13 protein-coding genes are annotated in these 17,636 nt (G+C 64.3%); 8 read left to right on the forward strand and 5 right to left on the reverse strand.

Annotated elements, in window-relative coordinates; all coding sequences use genetic code 11:
• Positions 1-48: 48 nt before the first annotated feature.
• Positions 49-2,412: a UvrD-helicase domain-containing protein gene (locus tag RMET_RS13215; RefSeq protein WP_011517205.1), complete on the reverse strand. Its 2,364-nt coding sequence runs from the start codon at positions 2,410-2,412 to the stop codon at positions 49-51.
• Positions 2,413-2,630: 218 nt separating this feature from the next.
• Between RMET_RS13215 and RMET_RS13220 the strand changes: the two genes are divergently transcribed.
• Positions 2,631-5,498, forward strand: a complete 2,868-nt coding sequence (locus RMET_RS13220) for a valine--tRNA ligase (protein WP_011517206.1) — start codon at positions 2,631-2,633, stop codon at positions 5,496-5,498.
• Positions 5,499-5,612: 114 nt separating this feature from the next.
• Positions 5,613-6,512, forward strand: a complete 900-nt coding sequence (gene galU / locus RMET_RS13225) for a UTP--glucose-1-phosphate uridylyltransferase GalU (protein ID WP_011517207.1) — start codon at positions 5,613-5,615, stop codon at positions 6,510-6,512.
• 108 nt (positions 6,513-6,620) lie between these two features.
• On the opposite strand, the gene RMET_RS13230 is transcribed toward galU, so the two are convergent.
• The gene (locus RMET_RS13230) at positions 6,621-6,941 is read right to left on the reverse strand and encodes a hypothetical protein (protein WP_008649808.1); all 321 of its coding nucleotides are present in this window, start codon (positions 6,939-6,941) and stop codon (positions 6,621-6,623) included.
• Between the two features lie 187 nt (positions 6,942-7,128).
• Between RMET_RS13230 and RMET_RS13235 the strand changes: the two genes are divergently transcribed.
• Positions 7,129-7,896: a gamma-glutamylcyclotransferase gene (locus tag RMET_RS13235; protein ID WP_008649807.1), complete on the forward strand. Its 768-nt coding sequence runs from the start codon at positions 7,129-7,131 to the stop codon at positions 7,894-7,896.
• A 21-nt stretch (positions 7,897-7,917) separates the two neighbouring features.
• Positions 7,918-8,727 carry an ankyrin repeat domain-containing protein gene (locus RMET_RS13240; RefSeq protein ID WP_011517210.1) on the forward strand — a complete coding sequence of 270 codons (810 nt, stop codon included), beginning with the start codon at positions 7,918-7,920 and terminating at the stop codon, positions 8,725-8,727.
• Between the two features lie 35 nt (positions 8,728-8,762).
• Here RMET_RS13240 and RMET_RS13245 read toward each other — a convergent pair whose 3' ends face one another.
• Positions 8,763-10,463: a long-chain fatty acid--CoA ligase gene (locus RMET_RS13245; RefSeq protein WP_011517211.1), complete on the reverse strand. Its 1,701-nt coding sequence runs from the start codon at positions 10,461-10,463 to the stop codon at positions 8,763-8,765.
• Positions 10,464-10,697: 234 nt separating this feature from the next.
• On the opposite strand from RMET_RS13245, the gene trxA reads away from it, so the two are divergent.
• Entirely contained in the window at positions 10,698-11,540 is an 843-nt protein-coding gene (trxA, locus tag RMET_RS13250) for a thioredoxin (RefSeq protein WP_011517212.1), read from the forward strand.
• Between the two features lie 31 nt (positions 11,541-11,571).
• On the opposite strand, the gene RMET_RS13255 is transcribed toward trxA, so the two are convergent.
• Positions 11,572-12,054 carry a bacteriohemerythrin gene (locus RMET_RS13255; RefSeq protein WP_011517213.1) on the reverse strand — a complete coding sequence of 161 codons (483 nt, stop codon included), beginning with the start codon at positions 12,052-12,054 and terminating at the stop codon, positions 11,572-11,574.
• A 133-nt stretch (positions 12,055-12,187) separates the two neighbouring features.
• On the opposite strand from RMET_RS13255, the gene RMET_RS13260 reads away from it, so the two are divergent.
• Positions 12,188-12,766 (forward strand): AAA family ATPase, encoded by a 579-nt coding sequence (locus RMET_RS13260; protein WP_011517214.1) that lies wholly within the window; start codon positions 12,188-12,190, stop codon positions 12,764-12,766.
• Here the strand turns inward: RMET_RS13260 and tcdA are convergent.
• A complete protein-coding gene (tcdA, locus tag RMET_RS13265; protein WP_029309731.1) occupies positions 12,755-13,609 on the reverse strand; it encodes a tRNA cyclic N6-threonylcarbamoyladenosine(37) synthase TcdA in 855 nt (284 codons plus the stop codon). The two genes, RMET_RS13260 and tcdA, sit on opposite strands and share 12 nt — an antisense overlap.
• A gap of 194 nt (positions 13,610-13,803) precedes the next feature.
• Between tcdA and RMET_RS13270 the strand changes: the two genes are divergently transcribed.
• Complete coding sequence (locus RMET_RS13270) at positions 13,804-16,011, forward strand: AsmA family protein (protein ID WP_011517216.1); 2,208 nt, start codon at positions 13,804-13,806, stop codon at positions 16,009-16,011.
• Between the two features lie 309 nt (positions 16,012-16,320).
• A complete protein-coding gene (locus tag RMET_RS13275; RefSeq protein ID WP_011517217.1) occupies positions 16,321-17,511 on the forward strand; it encodes an MFS transporter in 1,191 nt (396 codons plus the stop codon).
• Positions 17,512-17,636: the final 125 nt, after the last annotated feature.

The raw sequence follows: 17,636 nt of genomic DNA on the forward strand, positions 1-17,636 counted from the left end.
TCTTTTCTCCCCGCTTCCATATGCGGAAGTGGGGAGAAAATCCCCTCCTCAATCAATCGCGTCCAGCTTCGCCACCGACAGCGCCAGCCACTTGGTGCCGTGACGCTTGAAGTCGATGTTCGCGCGCGCATCGGCGCCCTCGCCTTCCAGCGCCTTGATCTTGCCTTCCCCGAACTTGTTGTGGAACACGCTCTGGCCCACGCGGAATCCAGTGGCCGCGGCGCGCTTCTCTTCGGCGTAGTTCTTGCCGGTGTCCATGCCGCCGGTCGGCTTGACGCCGGTATAGGGCACGTCCTCGGCACGCTTGAACCAGTCACGGCCCCAAGCGCTTTCGCGCTCAGATGACTGGCGTCCGCTACCTGAGCCATAGGCACCATAGGCCTGGCCCTGCGGAGTGATCCACTTCAGCGAAGCCTCGGGAAGCTCCTCGAAGAAGCGCGACCGCACGTGATAGCGCATCTGGCCGTGCAGCACGCGGCTTTGGGCGAACGACAGATAGAGCCGTGCCCGCGCGCGCGTGATGGCCACATACATCAGGCGGCGTTCTTCCTCCAGACCGTCGGCTTCCATCGCGCTGTTCTCGTGCGGGAACAGGCCTTCCTCGAGCCCGGTGATAAACACCACATTGAACTCGAGCCCCTTGGCCGCGTGCACGGTCATCATTTGCACCGCATCCTGGCCGGCCTGCGCCTGGTTGTCCCCCGCCTCCAGTGATGCATGGGTCAGGAACGCCACCAGCGGCGTCATCACCACCGGCAACTGTTCGGGGTCCAGCACCTGCTGGTCCTGTTCGCCCTGCGCCAGCGCCGGCATGGCATCGCGGTTCGCCGGCAGCATGCGGCCCAGCGCCTCGAGCCCGTAGCCTTCCTCGACCACGAATGCCTGCGCGGCCGTCACCAGTTCCTGCAAGTTCTCGATGCGGTCCTGGCCTTCCTTCTCGGTCTGGTAATGCGTCATCAGGCCGCTGGTGTTGGTCACGTACTCGACCGTTTGCGCCAGCGTCATCCGGCTGGTCTCGGCACGCATCTGCTCGATCAGCCGGATAAAGGCGCCCAACGAGCTGCCGGCCTTGCCAGGCACGTAGGCCACGGCTTCGGCCAGTGAACAGTTGTACTGCCGCGCTGCGTCCTGCAGCACTTCGAGCGACTTCGCGCCGATGCCGCGCGTGGGGAAATTGACCACCCGCCCGAATGCGGCGTCATTGCGAGGGTTCTCGATCAACTGCAGGTAGGCCAGCGCGTGCTTCACTTCGGCGCGCTCGAAGAAGCGCAGGCCGCCGTACACCCGGTACGGGATACCCGACGAGAACAGCGCGTGTTCGATGACCCGCGACTGCGCATTGCTGCGATAGAGGATCGCGATCTCCGAGCGCGACATGCCCTGCGCGATCTGGTCGCGGATTTCCTCGACGATCCACGAGGCTTCCTGGCCGTCCGAACCTGCCTGGAACACGCGCACCGGCTCGCCGTGCCCGGCGTCGGTGCGCAGGTTCTTGCCCAGTCGGCGCGCATTGTGCGAGATCAGGTGGTTGGCCGAATCGAGAATATGCCCGTGCGAGCGGTAGTTCTGCTCGAGCTTGATCAGGTGGCGAACGCGGAATTCCTGCTCGAAGTCGCGCATATTGCCGACGTTGGCGCCACGGAACGCGTAGATGCTCTGGTCATCGTCGCCCACGGCGAACACTGCCGCGGCATTGCCCGAGCCGTAGCCGGCAAGCAGCTTGAGCCACTGGTACTGCAGCACGTTGGTGTCCTGGAACTCGTCGACGAGCACATGGCGGAAACGGTGCTGGTAGTGCTGGCGGATCGCGTCGTTGTAACGCAGCAGTTCGTAGCAGCGCAGCAACAGTTCGGCGAAGTCGACCACGCCCTCGCGCTGGCACTGCTCGTCGTAGGCCGCGTACAGGTCGACGAAGCGACGATTGAAATCGTCATTGGCTTCGACGTCGGCCGGGCGCAGGCCCTGCTCCTTGGCGTTGTTGATGAAGTACTGGAGATTCTTGGGTGGGTACTTTTCGTCGTCGACATTCAGCCCCTTGAGCAGCCGCTTGATCGCCGAAAGCTGGTCCTGGGAGTCCAGGATGGCAAATGTCTGGGGCAAGCCGGCGTCACGGAAATGCGCACGCAGCATCCGGTTGCAGAGGCCATGGAACGTGCCGATCCACATGCCCCGGGTGTTGATCGGCAACATCGACGACAGCCGGGTCTGCATCTCCTTGGCGGCCTTGTTCGTGAAGGTCACCGCCAGGATGCCGGCCGGGGACACACGGCCGTTCTGGATCAGCCACGCGATCCGCGTGGTCAGCACACGGGTCTTGCCACTGCCCGCACCGGCCAGGATCAGGGCCGGCTCGTCAGGTAATGTGACGGCGGCGAGTTGTTCAGCGTTGAGATTGGCGAGCAGACTGGACATCGGAGCGGGGCCGGAAGGATAGGCCGCAATTATACCGATGGCCCCCGTCGCGTCCTGGCAGCAACGACAGCATCCACTCGCCCGGACCACCTTCCGGCGCCGAAATGCGCACCGGGACCCCGCCTCCCCTATAATTTGATGTTTTCCCGGCCCAATGCCGCGGCGCGCCGATCCGCCTGCCGGCCAGAGCCCTGACCCGCACACCTCGACATCCCAGCATGACCGCAGAAGACCAGTCCCTAGCCAAGAGCTTCGAACCCGCCGCCATCGAGGCGAAATGGGGCCCAGAATGGGAGCGGCGCGGCATTGCCCAGCCCACGTTCGACGCCAATCGCCCCGATTTCGCCATCCAGCTGCCGCCGCCCAATGTGACCGGCACGCTGCACATGGGCCATGCGTTCAACCAGACAATCATGGACGGCCTGACCCGCCATGCACGTATGCGCGGCGCCAACACGCTGTGGGTGCCGGGCACCGACCACGCCGGCATCGCCACGCAGATCGTCGTGGAACGCCAGCTCGAGGCGCAAGGTGTATCGCGCCACGACCTGGGCCGCGCCAAGTTCACCGAGAAGGTCTGGGAGTGGAAGGAAGAATCGGGCTCGACGATCACGCGCCAGGTGCGCCGCATGGGCGCGTCGATCGACTGGACGCGCGAGTACTTCACGATGTCGCCCGAGATGTCGAAGGCCGTGACCGAGGTGTTCGTCCGCCTGCATGAGCAAGGCCTGATCTACCGTGGCAAGCGGCTGGTGAACTGGGATCCGGTGCTTGGCACTGCCGTGTCCGACCTGGAAGTCGACAGCGTCGAGGAAGACGGTTCGCTGTGGCACATCCATTACCCGCTGGCCGAGCCGGACACCGTACGCGGCTTGACCCACCTGACCGTGGCTACCACCCGTCCCGAGACGATGCTCGGCGACACGGCGGTGATGGTGCACCCAGAGGATGAGCGCTACGCCCACCTGATCGGCAAATTCGTACATCTGCCGCTGACCGATCGCAAGATCCCGGTCATCGCCGACGAATACGTGGACCGCGAGTTCGGCACCGGTGTGGTCAAGGTGACCCCGGGCCACGACTTCAACGACTACGCCGTGGGTCAGCGCCACAACCTGCCGCAACTGTCGATCCTGACGCTCGACGCGAAGATCGTCGCCGATGCGCCGGCCGCCTACGCCGGCATGGATCGCTTCGACGCGCGCAAGAAGATGGTGGCAGACCTTGAGGCGCAGGGCCTGCTGGGCGAGGTCAAGAAGCACAAGCTGATGGTGCCGCGCAGCGAGCGCACCAGCAGCGTGATCGAACCGATGCTGACGGACCAGTGGTTCGTGGCCATGAGCAAGCCGGCCCCGGAAGGCACATTCAACCCGGGTCGCTCGATCGCCGAAGTCGCGCTCGAGGCCGTGCAGAGCGGCGAGATCAAGCTCGTGCCGGAAAACTGGATCAGCACGTACAACCAGTGGCTGTCGAACATCCAGGACTGGTGTATCAGCCGCCAGCTCTGGTGGGGCCACCAGATTCCCGCCTGGTACGACGATGCCGGCAACTGTTTCGTGGCGCGCACCGAAGAGGAGGCACGCGCGAAGGCCCAGGCCGCCGGCAGCACCGGCGCGCTGCGCCGCGAGGAAGACGTGCTCGACACGTGGTTCTCGTCCGCGCTGGTTCCGTTCTCGTCGCTGGGCTGGCCCGAGAACACGCCCGAGATCCAGCACTTCCTGCCGTCGTCGGTGCTCGTGACCGGCTACGACATCATCTTCTTCTGGGTGGCGCGCATGGTCATGATGACCAAGCACTTCACCGGCAAGGTGCCGTTCCACACCGTGTACGTGCACGGCCTGGTGCGGGACTCCGAAGGCAAGAAGATGAGCAAGTCCGAGGGCAACACGCTCGATCCGGTGGACCTGATCGACGGTATCGCGCTCGAACCGCTGCTCAAGAAGCGCACCACCGGCCTGCGTCGTCCGAAGGATGCGCCGAAGATCGAATCGAAGACGAAGAAGGAATTCCCGGACGGCATTCCCGCATTCGGCGCCGACGCGCTGCGCTTCACGTTTGCGTCGCTGGCCACGCTGGGTCGCAACATCAACTTCGACACCGGCCGTTGCGAGGGCTATCGCAACTTCTGCAACAAGCTCTGGAACGCCACGCGTTTCGTGCTGATGAACACCGAGGGCCATGACTGCGGCATGGGCCCGTGCAACAACGATTGCGGCCCGGACGGCTACCTGCACTTCTCGCAGGCCGACCGCTGGATCGTATCGCTGCTGCAGCGCGTGGAAGCGGAAGTCGAGAAGGGCTTCGCCGAGTACCGCTTCGACAACATCGCCAGTGCGATCTACAAGTTCGTCTGGGACGAATACTGCGACTGGTACCTGGAGATGGCCAAGGTCCAGATCCAGACCGGGACCGAAGCCCAGCAACGCGCCACGCGCCGCACGCTGCTGCGCGTGCTGGAAACGGTGCTGCGCCTGGCCCACCCGATCATCCCGTTCATCACCGAGGAACTGTGGCAGAAGGTGGCCCCGCTGGCCGGCCGTGCCAAGGGCGATGGCAGCGAGTCGATCGCCACGCAGGATTACCCGCTGAGCGCCGCGGCCAAGATCGACGAAGCCGCCGAAGCCTGGGTGGCCCGCCTCAAGTCGGTGGTCGACGCCTGCCGCAACCTGCGCGGCGAGATGAATATCTCGCCGGCCCAGCGCATCCCGCTCTATGCTCAAGGAGACAGCGCGTTCCTGAAGGAAGCGGCGGCGCAAATCCAGGCGCTGGCGAAACTTTCCGAGGTCAAGGTGTTCGAAGACGAGGCCACGCTGCAGAAGGAAGGCGCCGGCGCCCCTGTGGCGATCGCCGACGGCAACCACCTGCTTCTCAAGATCGAGATCGACGTGGCTGCTGAACGCGTGCGCCTGGGCAAGGAGATCGACCGTATCTCCGGCGAAATCGGCAAATGCCGTGGCAAGCTGTCCAACGAGAGCTTCGTCGCCAAGGCACCGCCGGCCGTCGTGGCTCAGGAAACGCAGCGTTTGTCCGATTTCGAACAGACGCTGGTCAAGCTTCAGGATCAACTACAGCGATTGCCTGCCTGAGCGTAAAAAGTGCTTCCCCGGTTTCGTGCCGACTGCAGCGTCGGACGGAACCGGACAGACGGCACCCCTACCGTTACGGCACGGTATCACTCCGGATAAACAAGGAAGGCTGAAATGGAAAACCGCGTCACCAAGGCCGTCTTTCCCGTTGCAGGGCTAGGCACCCGGTTTCTGCCCGCCACCAAGGCGAGCCCCAAGGAAATGCTGCCCGTGGTCGACAAGCCACTGATCCAGTACGCCGTGGAAGAAGCCATGGCCGCAGGCATTACCGAGATGATCTTCGTCACCGGGCGCTCCAAGCGCGCCATCGAGGATCACTTCGACAAGGCTTACGAACTGGAAGCGGAACTCGAGGCCAAGAACAAACAGGCACTGCTCGATGTGGTGCGTTCGATCAAGCCAGCGAACGTCGAGTGCTATTACGTGCGCCAGCCCGAGGCACTGGGTCTGGGCCACGCGGTGCTTTGCGCCGCCAAGCTCGTGGGCGACACGCCGTTTGCCGTGATGCTCGCCGACGACTTGCTCGACGGTGGCAAGGACCTGCCCGTGATGAAGCAGATGGTGGATATCTACAACCACTACAACTGCTCGGTACTCGGCGTGGAAGAGATCGCGCCCGAGCAAAGCCGCTCGTATGGCGTGATCGACGGCCGCGAGTGGGACGACCGCGTGATCAAGATGTCCGCCATCGTCGAGAAGCCGGCACCCGAGAAGGCACCGTCGAACCTGGGCGTGGTGGGTCGCTACATTCTCACCCCGCGCATCTTCGACCATATCCGCGAGCTTAAGCCGGGCGCCGGCGGCGAGATCCAGCTCACCGACGCCATCCAGTCGATGCTCGACCAGGAACAGGTGCTGGCCTATCGCTACAAAGGCGTGCGGTACGACTGCGGCAGCAAGCTCGGCTATCTGAAGGCGACCGTCGAATTCGCCCTCAGGCACCCCGAGGTGCGCGACGAGTTCAGCGCCTATCTGTCGCAGCGCTGCACCAGCCCGTCAAGCGTACCCGCCTGACATCCGCCTGAAAAAACGAAGCCGCCCCGGAAGAGGCGGCTTCGGCAGGAAGGCAGAAAAAAACCCCGCTTTGTTACCGAAGCGGGGTTTTTCTTTATTCCGGGGCGGTCAGAAACCGATCGCCGCGCTGCCGACATCCACACGCACCTTGTCGCGATCTAGCAGCCGGCCGGCGTGCCGGGCATAGTCCTGCGCCCATTCCGGATGGGTGGCAAAGCGATTCTCGCCAGAGAACTTCGCCACGTTCAGGATCTTGTCGATCACCAGAACCTTGCCGACCGGACTCGACGCCTGGCAATCCAGCTCGGCGTATTCGCGGTCAAACCAGCGCCAGGCGGCATCCTCGGTCACCGCGGCGAGTTCACTGTCGCCCAGCGTGAATTCAAATTCCTTGCCACTGCCGAACACTACGGTCAGGGTACGCGCCATTGCCGGTTCTCCGAAAATCTCCGAGGATGAGGCCCCTATTGTAGTGACTTGCCGCCGGATCGGGGCGGGCGGAAGAACTAGGCCGTTGGAACAAACCGTTGCCGACCGTTGCCTTGTACACACACCCCTACTGGCATCTGTGGTTTCCTTGCGACGCATCAATGCGCTTTGGATTATGCTGTCAGACATGGCCATTACACGACAGGACCTCGAATCGGACAGGCTGCGCACATCATTGTGCAGCACGCCGGTCGCGTCCTCGTTGTTGCCAGAAGCCGATGTGGAGCGTTCGCTCTGCGACGCGCTCGGCGCCCGGCCCGAGACACCCGGCCTGAACGGCGATGTCTGGCTGTTTGGCTATGGTTCCCTGATCTGGAATCCGATGGTGGTCCATACGGATCGCAGGCTGGCCACCGTGCATGGCTACCATCGCGGCTTCTATCTCTATTCCCGCATCAATCGGGGCACGTGGGACAATCCGGGCCTCGTGCTCGGCCTGGATCGTGGCGGTTGCTGCACCGGTATGGTATTCCGCATCCCCGGGCACGTGATCGAGCAGGAATTCCGCGTGCTGTGGCGCCGCGAGATGCTGACCGGCGCCTATCATCCGCGCTGGCTGCGCGTGAGGGTCGGCAACGCGCCGGATGCACCCGAGCAGCGGGCGCTGGCCTTTGTCATGAACCGCGAGCATTCGGCCTACGCTGGCCGCCTGCCCGACGAGCGCGTGGTGGCCTGCCTGCGCCATGCCTGCGGCCTGTATGGCCCGGCGCGCGAGTATCTCCAGCAAACCCTGCTTGGCCTGACAACGAATGGCGTGGACGATCCGTACCTGGGACGCCTGTGGCGCCAGCTCCAGGAAAGCGATGCCGCCGAAACCAACGGCGCCGCAACGCGGGCGAGTGTCGCCAGCGCTGACGCTGCCGAGTCTATTATCCAGCCGCACGAAACTGTCTGATCGATCCTGTCACCTGCCAACATGACGCGCTCCCAGACCCGTCCCCGCCGCCAGGCACTTGCCGAGATACTCGGGCTGATGGGATTACTGGTCGCTGGGGGGTTGCTGGCCGGCCAGGGCGGGCAGACGCTGGCCCGCTCGGTGGGTGGACTGGGCGGCGCATCCGCGCCGATGCCTTCTCGCCCGTGGCACGGCAGCAATCACACACCCCTGCCGTCGCGCGGGGACGGCATGGCCGCCCTCGACCACAACCTGATCACGGCAGCCAGTATCGGCGACCTCGACCTGGTCAATCGGCTGCTCAAGGCCGGCGCATCGGCCCAGGCCACGGACGAACGCGGACGTACCGCTCTGCTCGCGGCGGTCTACAACCGTCGGGGCGATGTCATGCTGGTGCTGATTCAGGCTGGGGCGGACGTCAACCGCAAAGACGATGAAGGCAACAGCCCATTCCTGCTGGCCGCGGCCACCAACCAGATCGACGTGGTACGGCTGGCCCTGTCGCACGGCGCGGATCTGAACAGCACCGATCGCTACGATGGCACGGCGCTGATCGCCGCCAGTCAGCACGGCAATGTGGAAATCGTGAAGCTGCTGATTAGCGCAGGCGTGCCGGTGGACCGGGTGAACCAGCTGGGTTGGACGGCACTGCTGGAAGCCATCATCCTCGGCGACGGCAGTTCGCGCTACGAGGACATCGTCCAGGCATTGCTGGACGCCGGGGCCGATGCCAACCTGGCCGACCGCGAAGGCGTCACGCCCTCGCGCCATGCGCGGGAGCGTGGCTACAAGACGATGGTGCGGATGCTGATGCGGGCCCGCGGCCACTGAGTTTCCAGTGCCGCGGGGTGTAACGCCTCACCGGCTCAGCCAGCCTGACGCACGTTTTCCGTTTCCTGCAGCTGGCGCCACATCACCTTGCCGGTGCCGGACTTCGGCAGGGCATCGACGAACTCGACCACGCGCGGATACTTGTACGCGGCCATGTGCTCCTTGGCCCATTCGATGATGTCTTCCGGCTGGGTCTTGCCCTTGGCATCCGCGCGCAGCACCACCACCGCCTTCACCGTTTCGCCGCGATAGGCATCGCGCGTGCCAATGATGCAGGCTTCCTGCACGGCCGGATGCTTGTACAGCAGGTTTTCCACTTCCGCCGGCCACACCTTGAAGCCAGAGGCATTGATCATGCGCTTCAGACGATCGGTGATGAAGAAGTAGCCTTCCTCGTCCATGCGGCCGAGGTCGCCGGTGCGGAAGTACGTCTGGCCTTCGAACTCGATGAACGCATCGCGCGTGGCGTCAGGCTTGCCCCAGTAACCCTTGAACACCTGCGGACCGCGCACGATGATCTCGCCCACCTCGTTCGGCGCCAGTTCCTTCAGCGTGACCGGATCGACCACGCGCGCGTCGGTGTTGAACGTCGGCACGCCCAGGCATTGCAGCTTCGGCCGGTCGGCCGGGTTGCTGTGCGTCGGCGCCATCGTTTCCGACAGGCCGTAACCTTCCAGATAGTTCAGGCCGAACTGAGTCTTCAGGCGCTCCGCCACGGCCTGCGGCATCGCCGCGCCGCCTCCGCCGATATAGCGCAGGCTGCTCATGTCGAACGACGCCAGGTTCGGGCTGCCCAGGAAGTCGATCACCATGGTCGGGATATTGGTCCAGTGCGTGACCTGGTAGCGGGAGATCAGGTGGCCAGCCACTTCGCGATCCCAACGCGGCAGCATCACCACCGTCGCGCCGCTGTAGATCGGACCATTCATGCCGTACTGCATCCCCGTCACGTGGAACAGCGGCAGCACCGACAGGATCACCGATTCCGCGCCGCTGCCCGACCACGTCGAGCCGCCGACGATGTTGTGCATCACCGAGCGATGGGTATGAATACAACCTTTCGGGAAGCCGGTGGTGCCAGAGGTGTACGGCATCACGGCCATGTCATCCGGTCCGGCGGTATGCGGGCCTGGCTTCAGGCCGGCGGCAAGCGCCTTGGCCCACGGCGTGGCGTTGTCCGGCAGCGGATGCTCGGCGGTGAGCCAAGCCGGCGGTGCGTCCTCCGGATGCACGTGGGTCGGCGGCAGGGCATCGGTGTATTGGGTCACGAGCAGATGCTGGAGGCGCTCATCGGCTGACAGTTCGGCATCGGCCTGCATCACGCCAGCGGCCAGATCCGCCGTACAGATGGCCACGCGCGCCTGGCCGTCGGTCACGTAATGCTTGAACTCCTCGGACCGGTTCATCGGATTGACCGGTACCACCACGGCATCGGCACGCAGGATCGCGTAGTAGCTGATGATGAACTGCGGGCAGTTCTGCATGTAGAGCAACACACGATCGCCCTTCTTCACCCCTGCCTTCTGCTGCAGCCAGCCTGCCAGCGCGGTGGCTTGCGCCTCCAGTTCACGGAACGTGATCGCATTGCCAAAATAGCGGATCGCCGCCTTGTCCGCATAACGGTGCGCCGAGACTTCGAGGTTGTACCAGAGCGAAGTCTCCGGCAGCACGATGCTCGTCGGCACCCGTTTGGGCCAGAACTGGAAATGGGGGCGAACGGACGGCGTTGTGGTCATGGTGTCTCCTGCGGACGGTCGGGCGTCGACCGGATTTCTGGAATCGCTAGCGTCGCGAGGTAGGCCTCGCGTATCGGTCAAGCAATATAACTGAACGACCGTTCTATTTTCAACAGGATGTTTTCCCGCCCCTCCCGTACGTGGGGTTGCTGAGGTTGTTTTCGGCGCTTACGCCCTCACAATAAGAAGGTCAGGCCGTACCCGACGGCCCTTTCAATTCCGAGGTGCAGAACAATGAGCGACGTCACCCTGCAGAACTTTGAAGCCGATGTCATTGAGATGTCGCGCCAGGTCCCCGTGCTGGTCGACTTCTGGGCGCCGTGGTGCGGCCCGTGCCGCACGTTGGGACCGATGCTGGAAAAGCTGGAGGCGGAATCTGGCGGCAAGTGGCGGCTGGCAAAGGTCAACGTCGACGAAAACCAGGAACTCGCCGCCCATTTCGGCGTGCGCAGCATTCCGCATGTGGTGGCATTTGCCGACGGGCAGGCCGTCGACCAGTTCATCGGCGTGCTACCGGAATCGCAACTACGGGAATTCCTGGATCGCCTGACGCCGAATCCGGGCGAGTTGGCGCTGCGCGAAGCCGTCGAACTTGCCGCCGCTGGCGACCGCGAAGCCGCGCAGGCATCGTTCCAGGCCGCACTGGCCTACGATCCGGGCGCAGACACCGCACGCCTGACGTACATCGGGTTCCTGCTGGACGGCAACAAGATCGCCGATGCGGAAACCGAGTTCGGCCTGCTCTCTCCGCGCGCCGCGCAGGAAGATGCGTATGCCGCGCTGCAAACGCGCCTTGAAGCCATGAAGGGAGTGGGCGATCTGCCCGATGGCGCCGATCTGAAGGCGCGGGTGGCGGCGAATCCGGCCGATCTGCCAGCGCGACTGGATCTGGCGCATGTACTGATCGCCCGTCGCGAGTACGAAGCCGCGCTTGAGCAACTGCTGGAAATCGTGCGGAGCGACCGCTGGTTCGAAGACGACGTTGGCCGCAAGACCATGCTCTCGGTGTTCGAGCTCATGGGCGACGACCCGGCGGTATCACGGTGGCGCCGCCAACTCGCCACCGTCCTGAACTGAATTTGAGGTAGCTGACGGTCCAGTCGGACCGTCAGGCCGCAGGTGCCTCGACCAGCGAGAAGCCGTTGGCTTTCATGTGCTCCACCATCATCGTATCCATCGACTTCACGTGATTGTCGAACCAACCCGACAACTCACCCGTCAGGCGTCGACCCAGCGACAGCGCGCCCTTGCCCGGACCCTCTGGGTCAGCCCGTTCCTCCACGATCTTGTCGCGCACGGCCTTGGCCACGGACATCACGCCCTGATGCTCGTTGCTGTGGCAGAAGCGCGGGCCGAACTGCATCGCTTCCATCCACTGCTCCTCCTGCTCGAAGTGGTGGCGCGTATGCTCGATCCACTCCTCGAAAGCGGCCAGGAAACCGGCATCGTCGGCTTTTTCCATGGCCGCGAGCAACTGGAGGAATTCGGCGTGCGTGGCATCGGTGACGGGCTCGCCAAGGCGCAGATCGTCGGGCAGGCCCTCGGCCGAGAGGCCGGCGTAGGGGTCGGCGTAGGAGTCGGTATTGGTCATGGAACCGCAGGATAAGGAAGCCGTGAACAGTCGGCAAGCATACCCATTCCGCACCAGTCTGGTCTGATTTCCCGCAAACGGCGCTACAAATGACGTTATCCTTGCGACTCATGCCTCACGCTGGACACGTGCAATGCCACGATTGATTTTCTTCTGCGGCCATGCCGGTACCGGTAAGACCACCCTAGCCCACAAGCTGATCGGCCCGCTGATGCAGGCCACCGGCGAACCCTTCTGCCTGCTGGACAAGGACACGCTCTACGGCCGCTACAGCGCCGCCGCGATGCGGGCGATCACTGGCGATCCGAACGATCGCGACAGCCCCGCCTATCTCGACAACCTGCGGGACCCCGAATACGAAGGCCTGCTCGATACCGCTCGTGAAAACCTGATGCTCGGTATCAGCGTGATCGTGGTCGGCCCGCTCTCGCGCGAAATCCGTGCACATCAGCTCACCGACCCCTCGTGGCTGCGTGTACCCGAAGGCACGCAGACCCATGTCGTCTGGGTGCACCTGCCCGAAAGCGAAGCCCAGGCCCGGATCGTCCGGCGCGGCAACCCCAACGACGCCTACAAGCTTGCCCACTGGGACGCCTATCGCACGCGCCGCTTCCTGCCCGAGCCGGCCGAATATCCCGAATTGATCTACTTCGACAACGTCGCGCCCCAAGAGGCGGACGTCAATCGGCTGCTCGCGGCATTAGCCGCCTGAGGCAATTGCCCCGATCACAGCCGAAGCGGCCACAAAGCCGAACACGGCAGTCACTGCCACCGAGGAGCCAAAACCCGCGCAGGCCAGCCCCTGCGGGCCCTGGCGTGGCGCGGGCGGCACCTCGTCGATCTCGCACGCCTGCTGTTCGGGTTCGGGGTAGCGCAGCGGTTCGTCCGAGTAGACCGCCTGGATGCCGAACTTCTTCTTTGGATCACGCGGAAAGCCCCACTGGCGCCGCAGGTTGCCACGAACCTTGGCCAGCAGCGGGTCCTGGATCGTACGGGCCAGGTCCTCGATGCGCACGCGCGTCGGGTCGAGCTGGCCGCCCGCCCCGCCACACGTGATCACGCGAGCGTCCTCACGGCGCGCCCACCCGAGGATCGCGGTCTTGACCTTCACGGCGTCAATAGCGTCGATCACGTAGTCAAACCCCGACAACAGGGCCTGCACGTTGTCCTCGGTCACGAAGTCGTCCACGGCCGTCACGCGGCAGCGCGGATTGATCGCCACGATACGTTCGGCCATCGCGTCCACCTTGGAACGGCCATAGGCGTCGCCCAGTGCATGGATCTGTCGGTTGGTATTCGATGCCGCGATATGGTCCAGGTCGATCAGCGTCAGGCGGCCCACGGCGTTTCGGGCCAATGCCTCCGCTGCCCAGCTTCCCACCCCGCCGATGCCGATCACGCAGACGTTGGCCGTTTCGAGCCGCGCCAGGCCTTCGGCGCCATACAGGCGCGCGACGCCGCCAAAGCGGCGATGATAATCATCGTCCTCGGGGCTTTCGTGAGACAACGGCGCAGGCAAGTCCTGCGCCGCGAGAGGCGTGGGGGTAAGGGTCATGCGTTCTTGTTGCTGTGTCTGCCGGCACCGGCTGCCGACGAACCGTGCCGGCATTTTATGCCAGCCGCCGCCTCCGGGTCGGCGCCAGGATTCTGAAAGTCAGTCAAAGGCGGACAAACGCATTGGCATTGCCTCCCTACAATAGGCATAGTGGTTGATCCGCCGCATGGCTGACACCAGGAGATAACGTTCCCATGCCCGCCTCGCACCGCCGCCGCAAGATTGCTCTCTGGAGCCTGTTCACGCCACTGGCGCTGATCGCGCTGGTGGTCGTCGTCGTCCTGACCTTCGACTGGAACCGCATCAAGCCGTGGCTCAACGACAAGGTCACACAGGCCATCGGCCGGCCATTCGCCATCAACGGTGACCTGACGGTGACCTGGAGACGTGCCGAGGGCGAGGCCGGCTGGCGCGCGCTGGTGCCGTGGCCCCGCCTGTCGGCCAAGGACATCACGGTCGGCAACCCGGACTGGGCCAAGCAGCCGAGCCTCGCCACCATCCGCGAGCTGATCTTTATCCTGCGGCCAGCCCCGCTGCTGACGCACGAGATCAGCGTGCCTACGATCGTGGTGGACAGCCCCGCGGTCTGGCTCGAACGCCTGGCCGACCGCCGTAACAACTGGACATTCGATACCGGACCGGAAACCGGCGAGTCGCCGTGGCATCTCGATGTTGGCGAAATCGTGCTGGAACGCGGCAACCTGTCCCTGAACGATGGCGCGGAGAAGATCGAGTTGCAGGCCACACTCGACACGATCGGCGACCAGCCACTCTACGATCAGGAACGCGACGGCGCGCTCGCCCCGTCCGCTGACGCCTCGGCGGCTTCCGCGCCCGCGGGCGCGTCAAACAAGACGGAAAGCAAACCCGAGAGCCGTTATGGCATCCGCTGGAAGGTCGTCGGCCATTACAACCAGGCCACGATCAATGCGACGGGCAAGGCCGGCACGGCGCTGAGCCTGCGCGACACCCGCAAGCCTTTCCCGCTCCAGGCCGACGTACGCGTCGGCGGCACGCGGGCCCGAATCGAGGGAACGCTGACCAATCCGGCGGAACTGGGTGCGCTGGACGTGAGTCTGGTGCTGTCCGGCGACAACATGGCGCGGCTCTACGCGCTGACCGGCGTGGTGCTGCCATCCACGCCGCCGTACGAAACACGCGGCCGGCTGGTGGCCACACTCAAGAAAGGCGCATCGTCCTATACATACCGAAACTTCACGGGCAAGGTTGGCAGCAGTGACCTCGGTGGCACGCTGACGTTCGCGCAGCGCGCGCCACGACCGTTGCTGTCCGGTGAGCTGGTGTCGAAACAGCTGCTATTCACCGATCTCGCGCCGATCATCGGCGCCGAGGCCAAGCCCGGCCAGGCCGCCGCGGAAAGCACGGTCAAGCAGCCCGCAAACAAGGTACTGCCCGTGGCACCCTTTCATACCGAGCGCTGGGATGCCATCGATGCCGATGTGACATTCACGGGAGAGCGCATCGTTCGCGACGAAACGCTGCCGATCACGAAACTGACCACGCACGTCAAGCTGACCGATGGCGTGTTGCGGCTCGATCCCCTCAATTTCGGCCTGGCCGGCGGCAACCTCGTCTCGACGATCCAGCTCGATGGCAAGCGCGAGCCGATGGCTGCCATGGTCGACATGCACGCACGCCATCTGCAGATCCGGCAGCTCTTCCCGAAGATCGAGTCGATGCACGCGAGCGTTGGCGAGGTCAATGGCGGTGCCAGGCTGACCGCCACCGGCAACTCGGTCGCGGCGCTGCTCGGCTCGGCGAACGGCGAAGCCCGGTTGCTGGTCGAGAATGGCACGGTCAGCAAGTTCATCCTGGAGGCAATCGGCCTGAACGTCGGCAGTGTGGTGATTTCGAAGCTCTTCGGCGACAAGCCGGTGCAGATCAACTGCGGCGTCAGCGCGTTCGGCATCACCAATGGCGTGGCCCAAGCGCAGACATTTGTGCTCGACACGCAGGATGCCGTGATCACGACCGAAGGCGCGATCGACTTCAAGGACGAGGAACTGGCCCTGACGATTCATCCCGATTCCAAGGGATTGCGCATCCTCTCGCTGCGCTCGCCGCTCTACGTCGGCGGAACATTCAAGAAGCCGTCCGTCAGTCCGAACTACGCCATCCTGGCGCTGCGCGCCGGCAGCGCGCTGGCGCTGGCATTTACGGCGCCTGTCGCACTGGTGGTCCCCCTGCTCGACATCTCGCCGGCAGAGGACAGCCAGTGCGGCAAGCTGCTGGCGAACCTGAAAAAGCGGCCTGTCATTGCCACGCCGCCGGGCAAGCCCGGTCCAAAGAACCGGCAGCCCGCATCCACCCCATCTGTCCCCGCTGCACCGCACAATCTGTCGCGTCCTACCAACGATGCGCAGCTCTTCCAGGGGGGCTGAAGGCCGGCCATGGGTTACGCATGGCTTCCACGCAACAGATCGCTGAAAGAATCTGTTGCGGATTTGCACTTCCCCCCCTTCACCAACGTTGTGCATGACCGACGTCAGTCGCATAATCAAACGGCCATTGACTAAGCAAGCATTTAACACAATGGCGAACAACGGTTGCCGTTGCTGGTCCAGTCCAGCCATTGACGACCTTGTCTGGTGCGGCCTCGCGCCGCACTGGTTTTTCTTTCGCGCGTCTTATCGCCTGGGCCCCTGAATCGTTGCCGGCGGCGCGAACCACCCCATTGCCACCGCGCCCCCATGACGTTGCCCCACGCCGCCGTCCCCCCGATCAGTTGGCTGATCGCGCTGACGGTGTGCAACCATTTGGCGTTCAACGCCAGTCGCGTCGTCGTTTCCCTCTTTGCCATCTCGCTGAAGGCGTCCACCGTGACGCTGGGCATCCTCATGTCGCTCTACGCGCTATTGCCGATGTTCCTGGCAATTCGCGCCGGCAAGCGCATTGACGAGATCGGGCCACGCCTGCCGATGACGGCGGGCTCGCTGATGGTGGTGGCCGGCACGCTGCTGCCAGCGGTCTGGCATGACATCGCCTCGCTGTACGGTGCCTGCGCGCTGATCGGCGTGGGCTTCATGCTCGTGCAGGTGGCCATGCAACTGCTAATCGGTCAGGTATCGACCAACGAAACCCGCCTGCGCAACTACACGCTACACGCACTGGGCCTGTCCATCTCGGGCACGCTGGGTCCCGTGGCGATGGGCTATATGATCGAGCACGCCGGATACCGTGCGGCATTCTGCGTGCTGGTGGCCATCGCGCTGGTCGGCCAGGCTGGCCTGCAGTACGTGCGTCCGCGCCTGCCGGCGCAAGGCGGCAACGCAGGCAGGATCGCCATCGAGGACGGCTCGCGCCGGTCGACGCTGGATCTGCTGCAGCACCCCGAGTTGCGTGCGGTGTTCATCGCCAGCGCCGTGCTTTCGGCCGCGTGGGATCTCCACGCGTTCCTGATTCCGATCCAGGGCACGCATATCGGCCTGTCTCCGTCGTCGATCGGCTGGGTACTCGGTGCGTTCTCGATCGCCACGCTGGCGATCCGCGTGGCCATGCCGATGGTGTCGCGCCACTTTTCCGAATGGCGGATCATCCGCCTGGCGCTGACCGTGGGCGCGATGGCATATCTGGTCTACCCGTTCGTGTCGCACTTCTGGCTCATGTGCAGCCTGGCATTCGTGCTCGGCCTCGCGCTGGGCAGCGCCCAGCCGAACGTCATGAACATCCTGCACACGGTGTCGCCGTCGGGCCGCGCCGGCGAGGCGCTTGGCCTGCGTTCGGCGGTACTGAACACGAGCCAGGTGGTGTGGCCGCTGACCTTTGGCGTGGTCGGCACGGCGCTTGGCATGTTGCCGATCTTCCTGTCGATGGCCGGCGCGATGGGCATGGCGGGTTACTACTCGCGCAAACAGTCGCGCAAGATCGCCCTGCCCGACTAAGCACCCTCGGCGCCCCGAGGTGCCCTAAGCGCGTTGCGGCAACGCAAATGCAGCGTGCAGCGCATTCGCTATACTCGAAGTACGCATATCCGCGCGATTCGTGCGCGGAACGCAAACCTTCCTGA

The sequence above is a fragment of the Cupriavidus metallidurans CH34 genome, assembly GCF_000196015.1.
GTDB classification, from domain to species: domain Bacteria; phylum Pseudomonadota; class Gammaproteobacteria; order Burkholderiales; family Burkholderiaceae; genus Cupriavidus; species Cupriavidus metallidurans.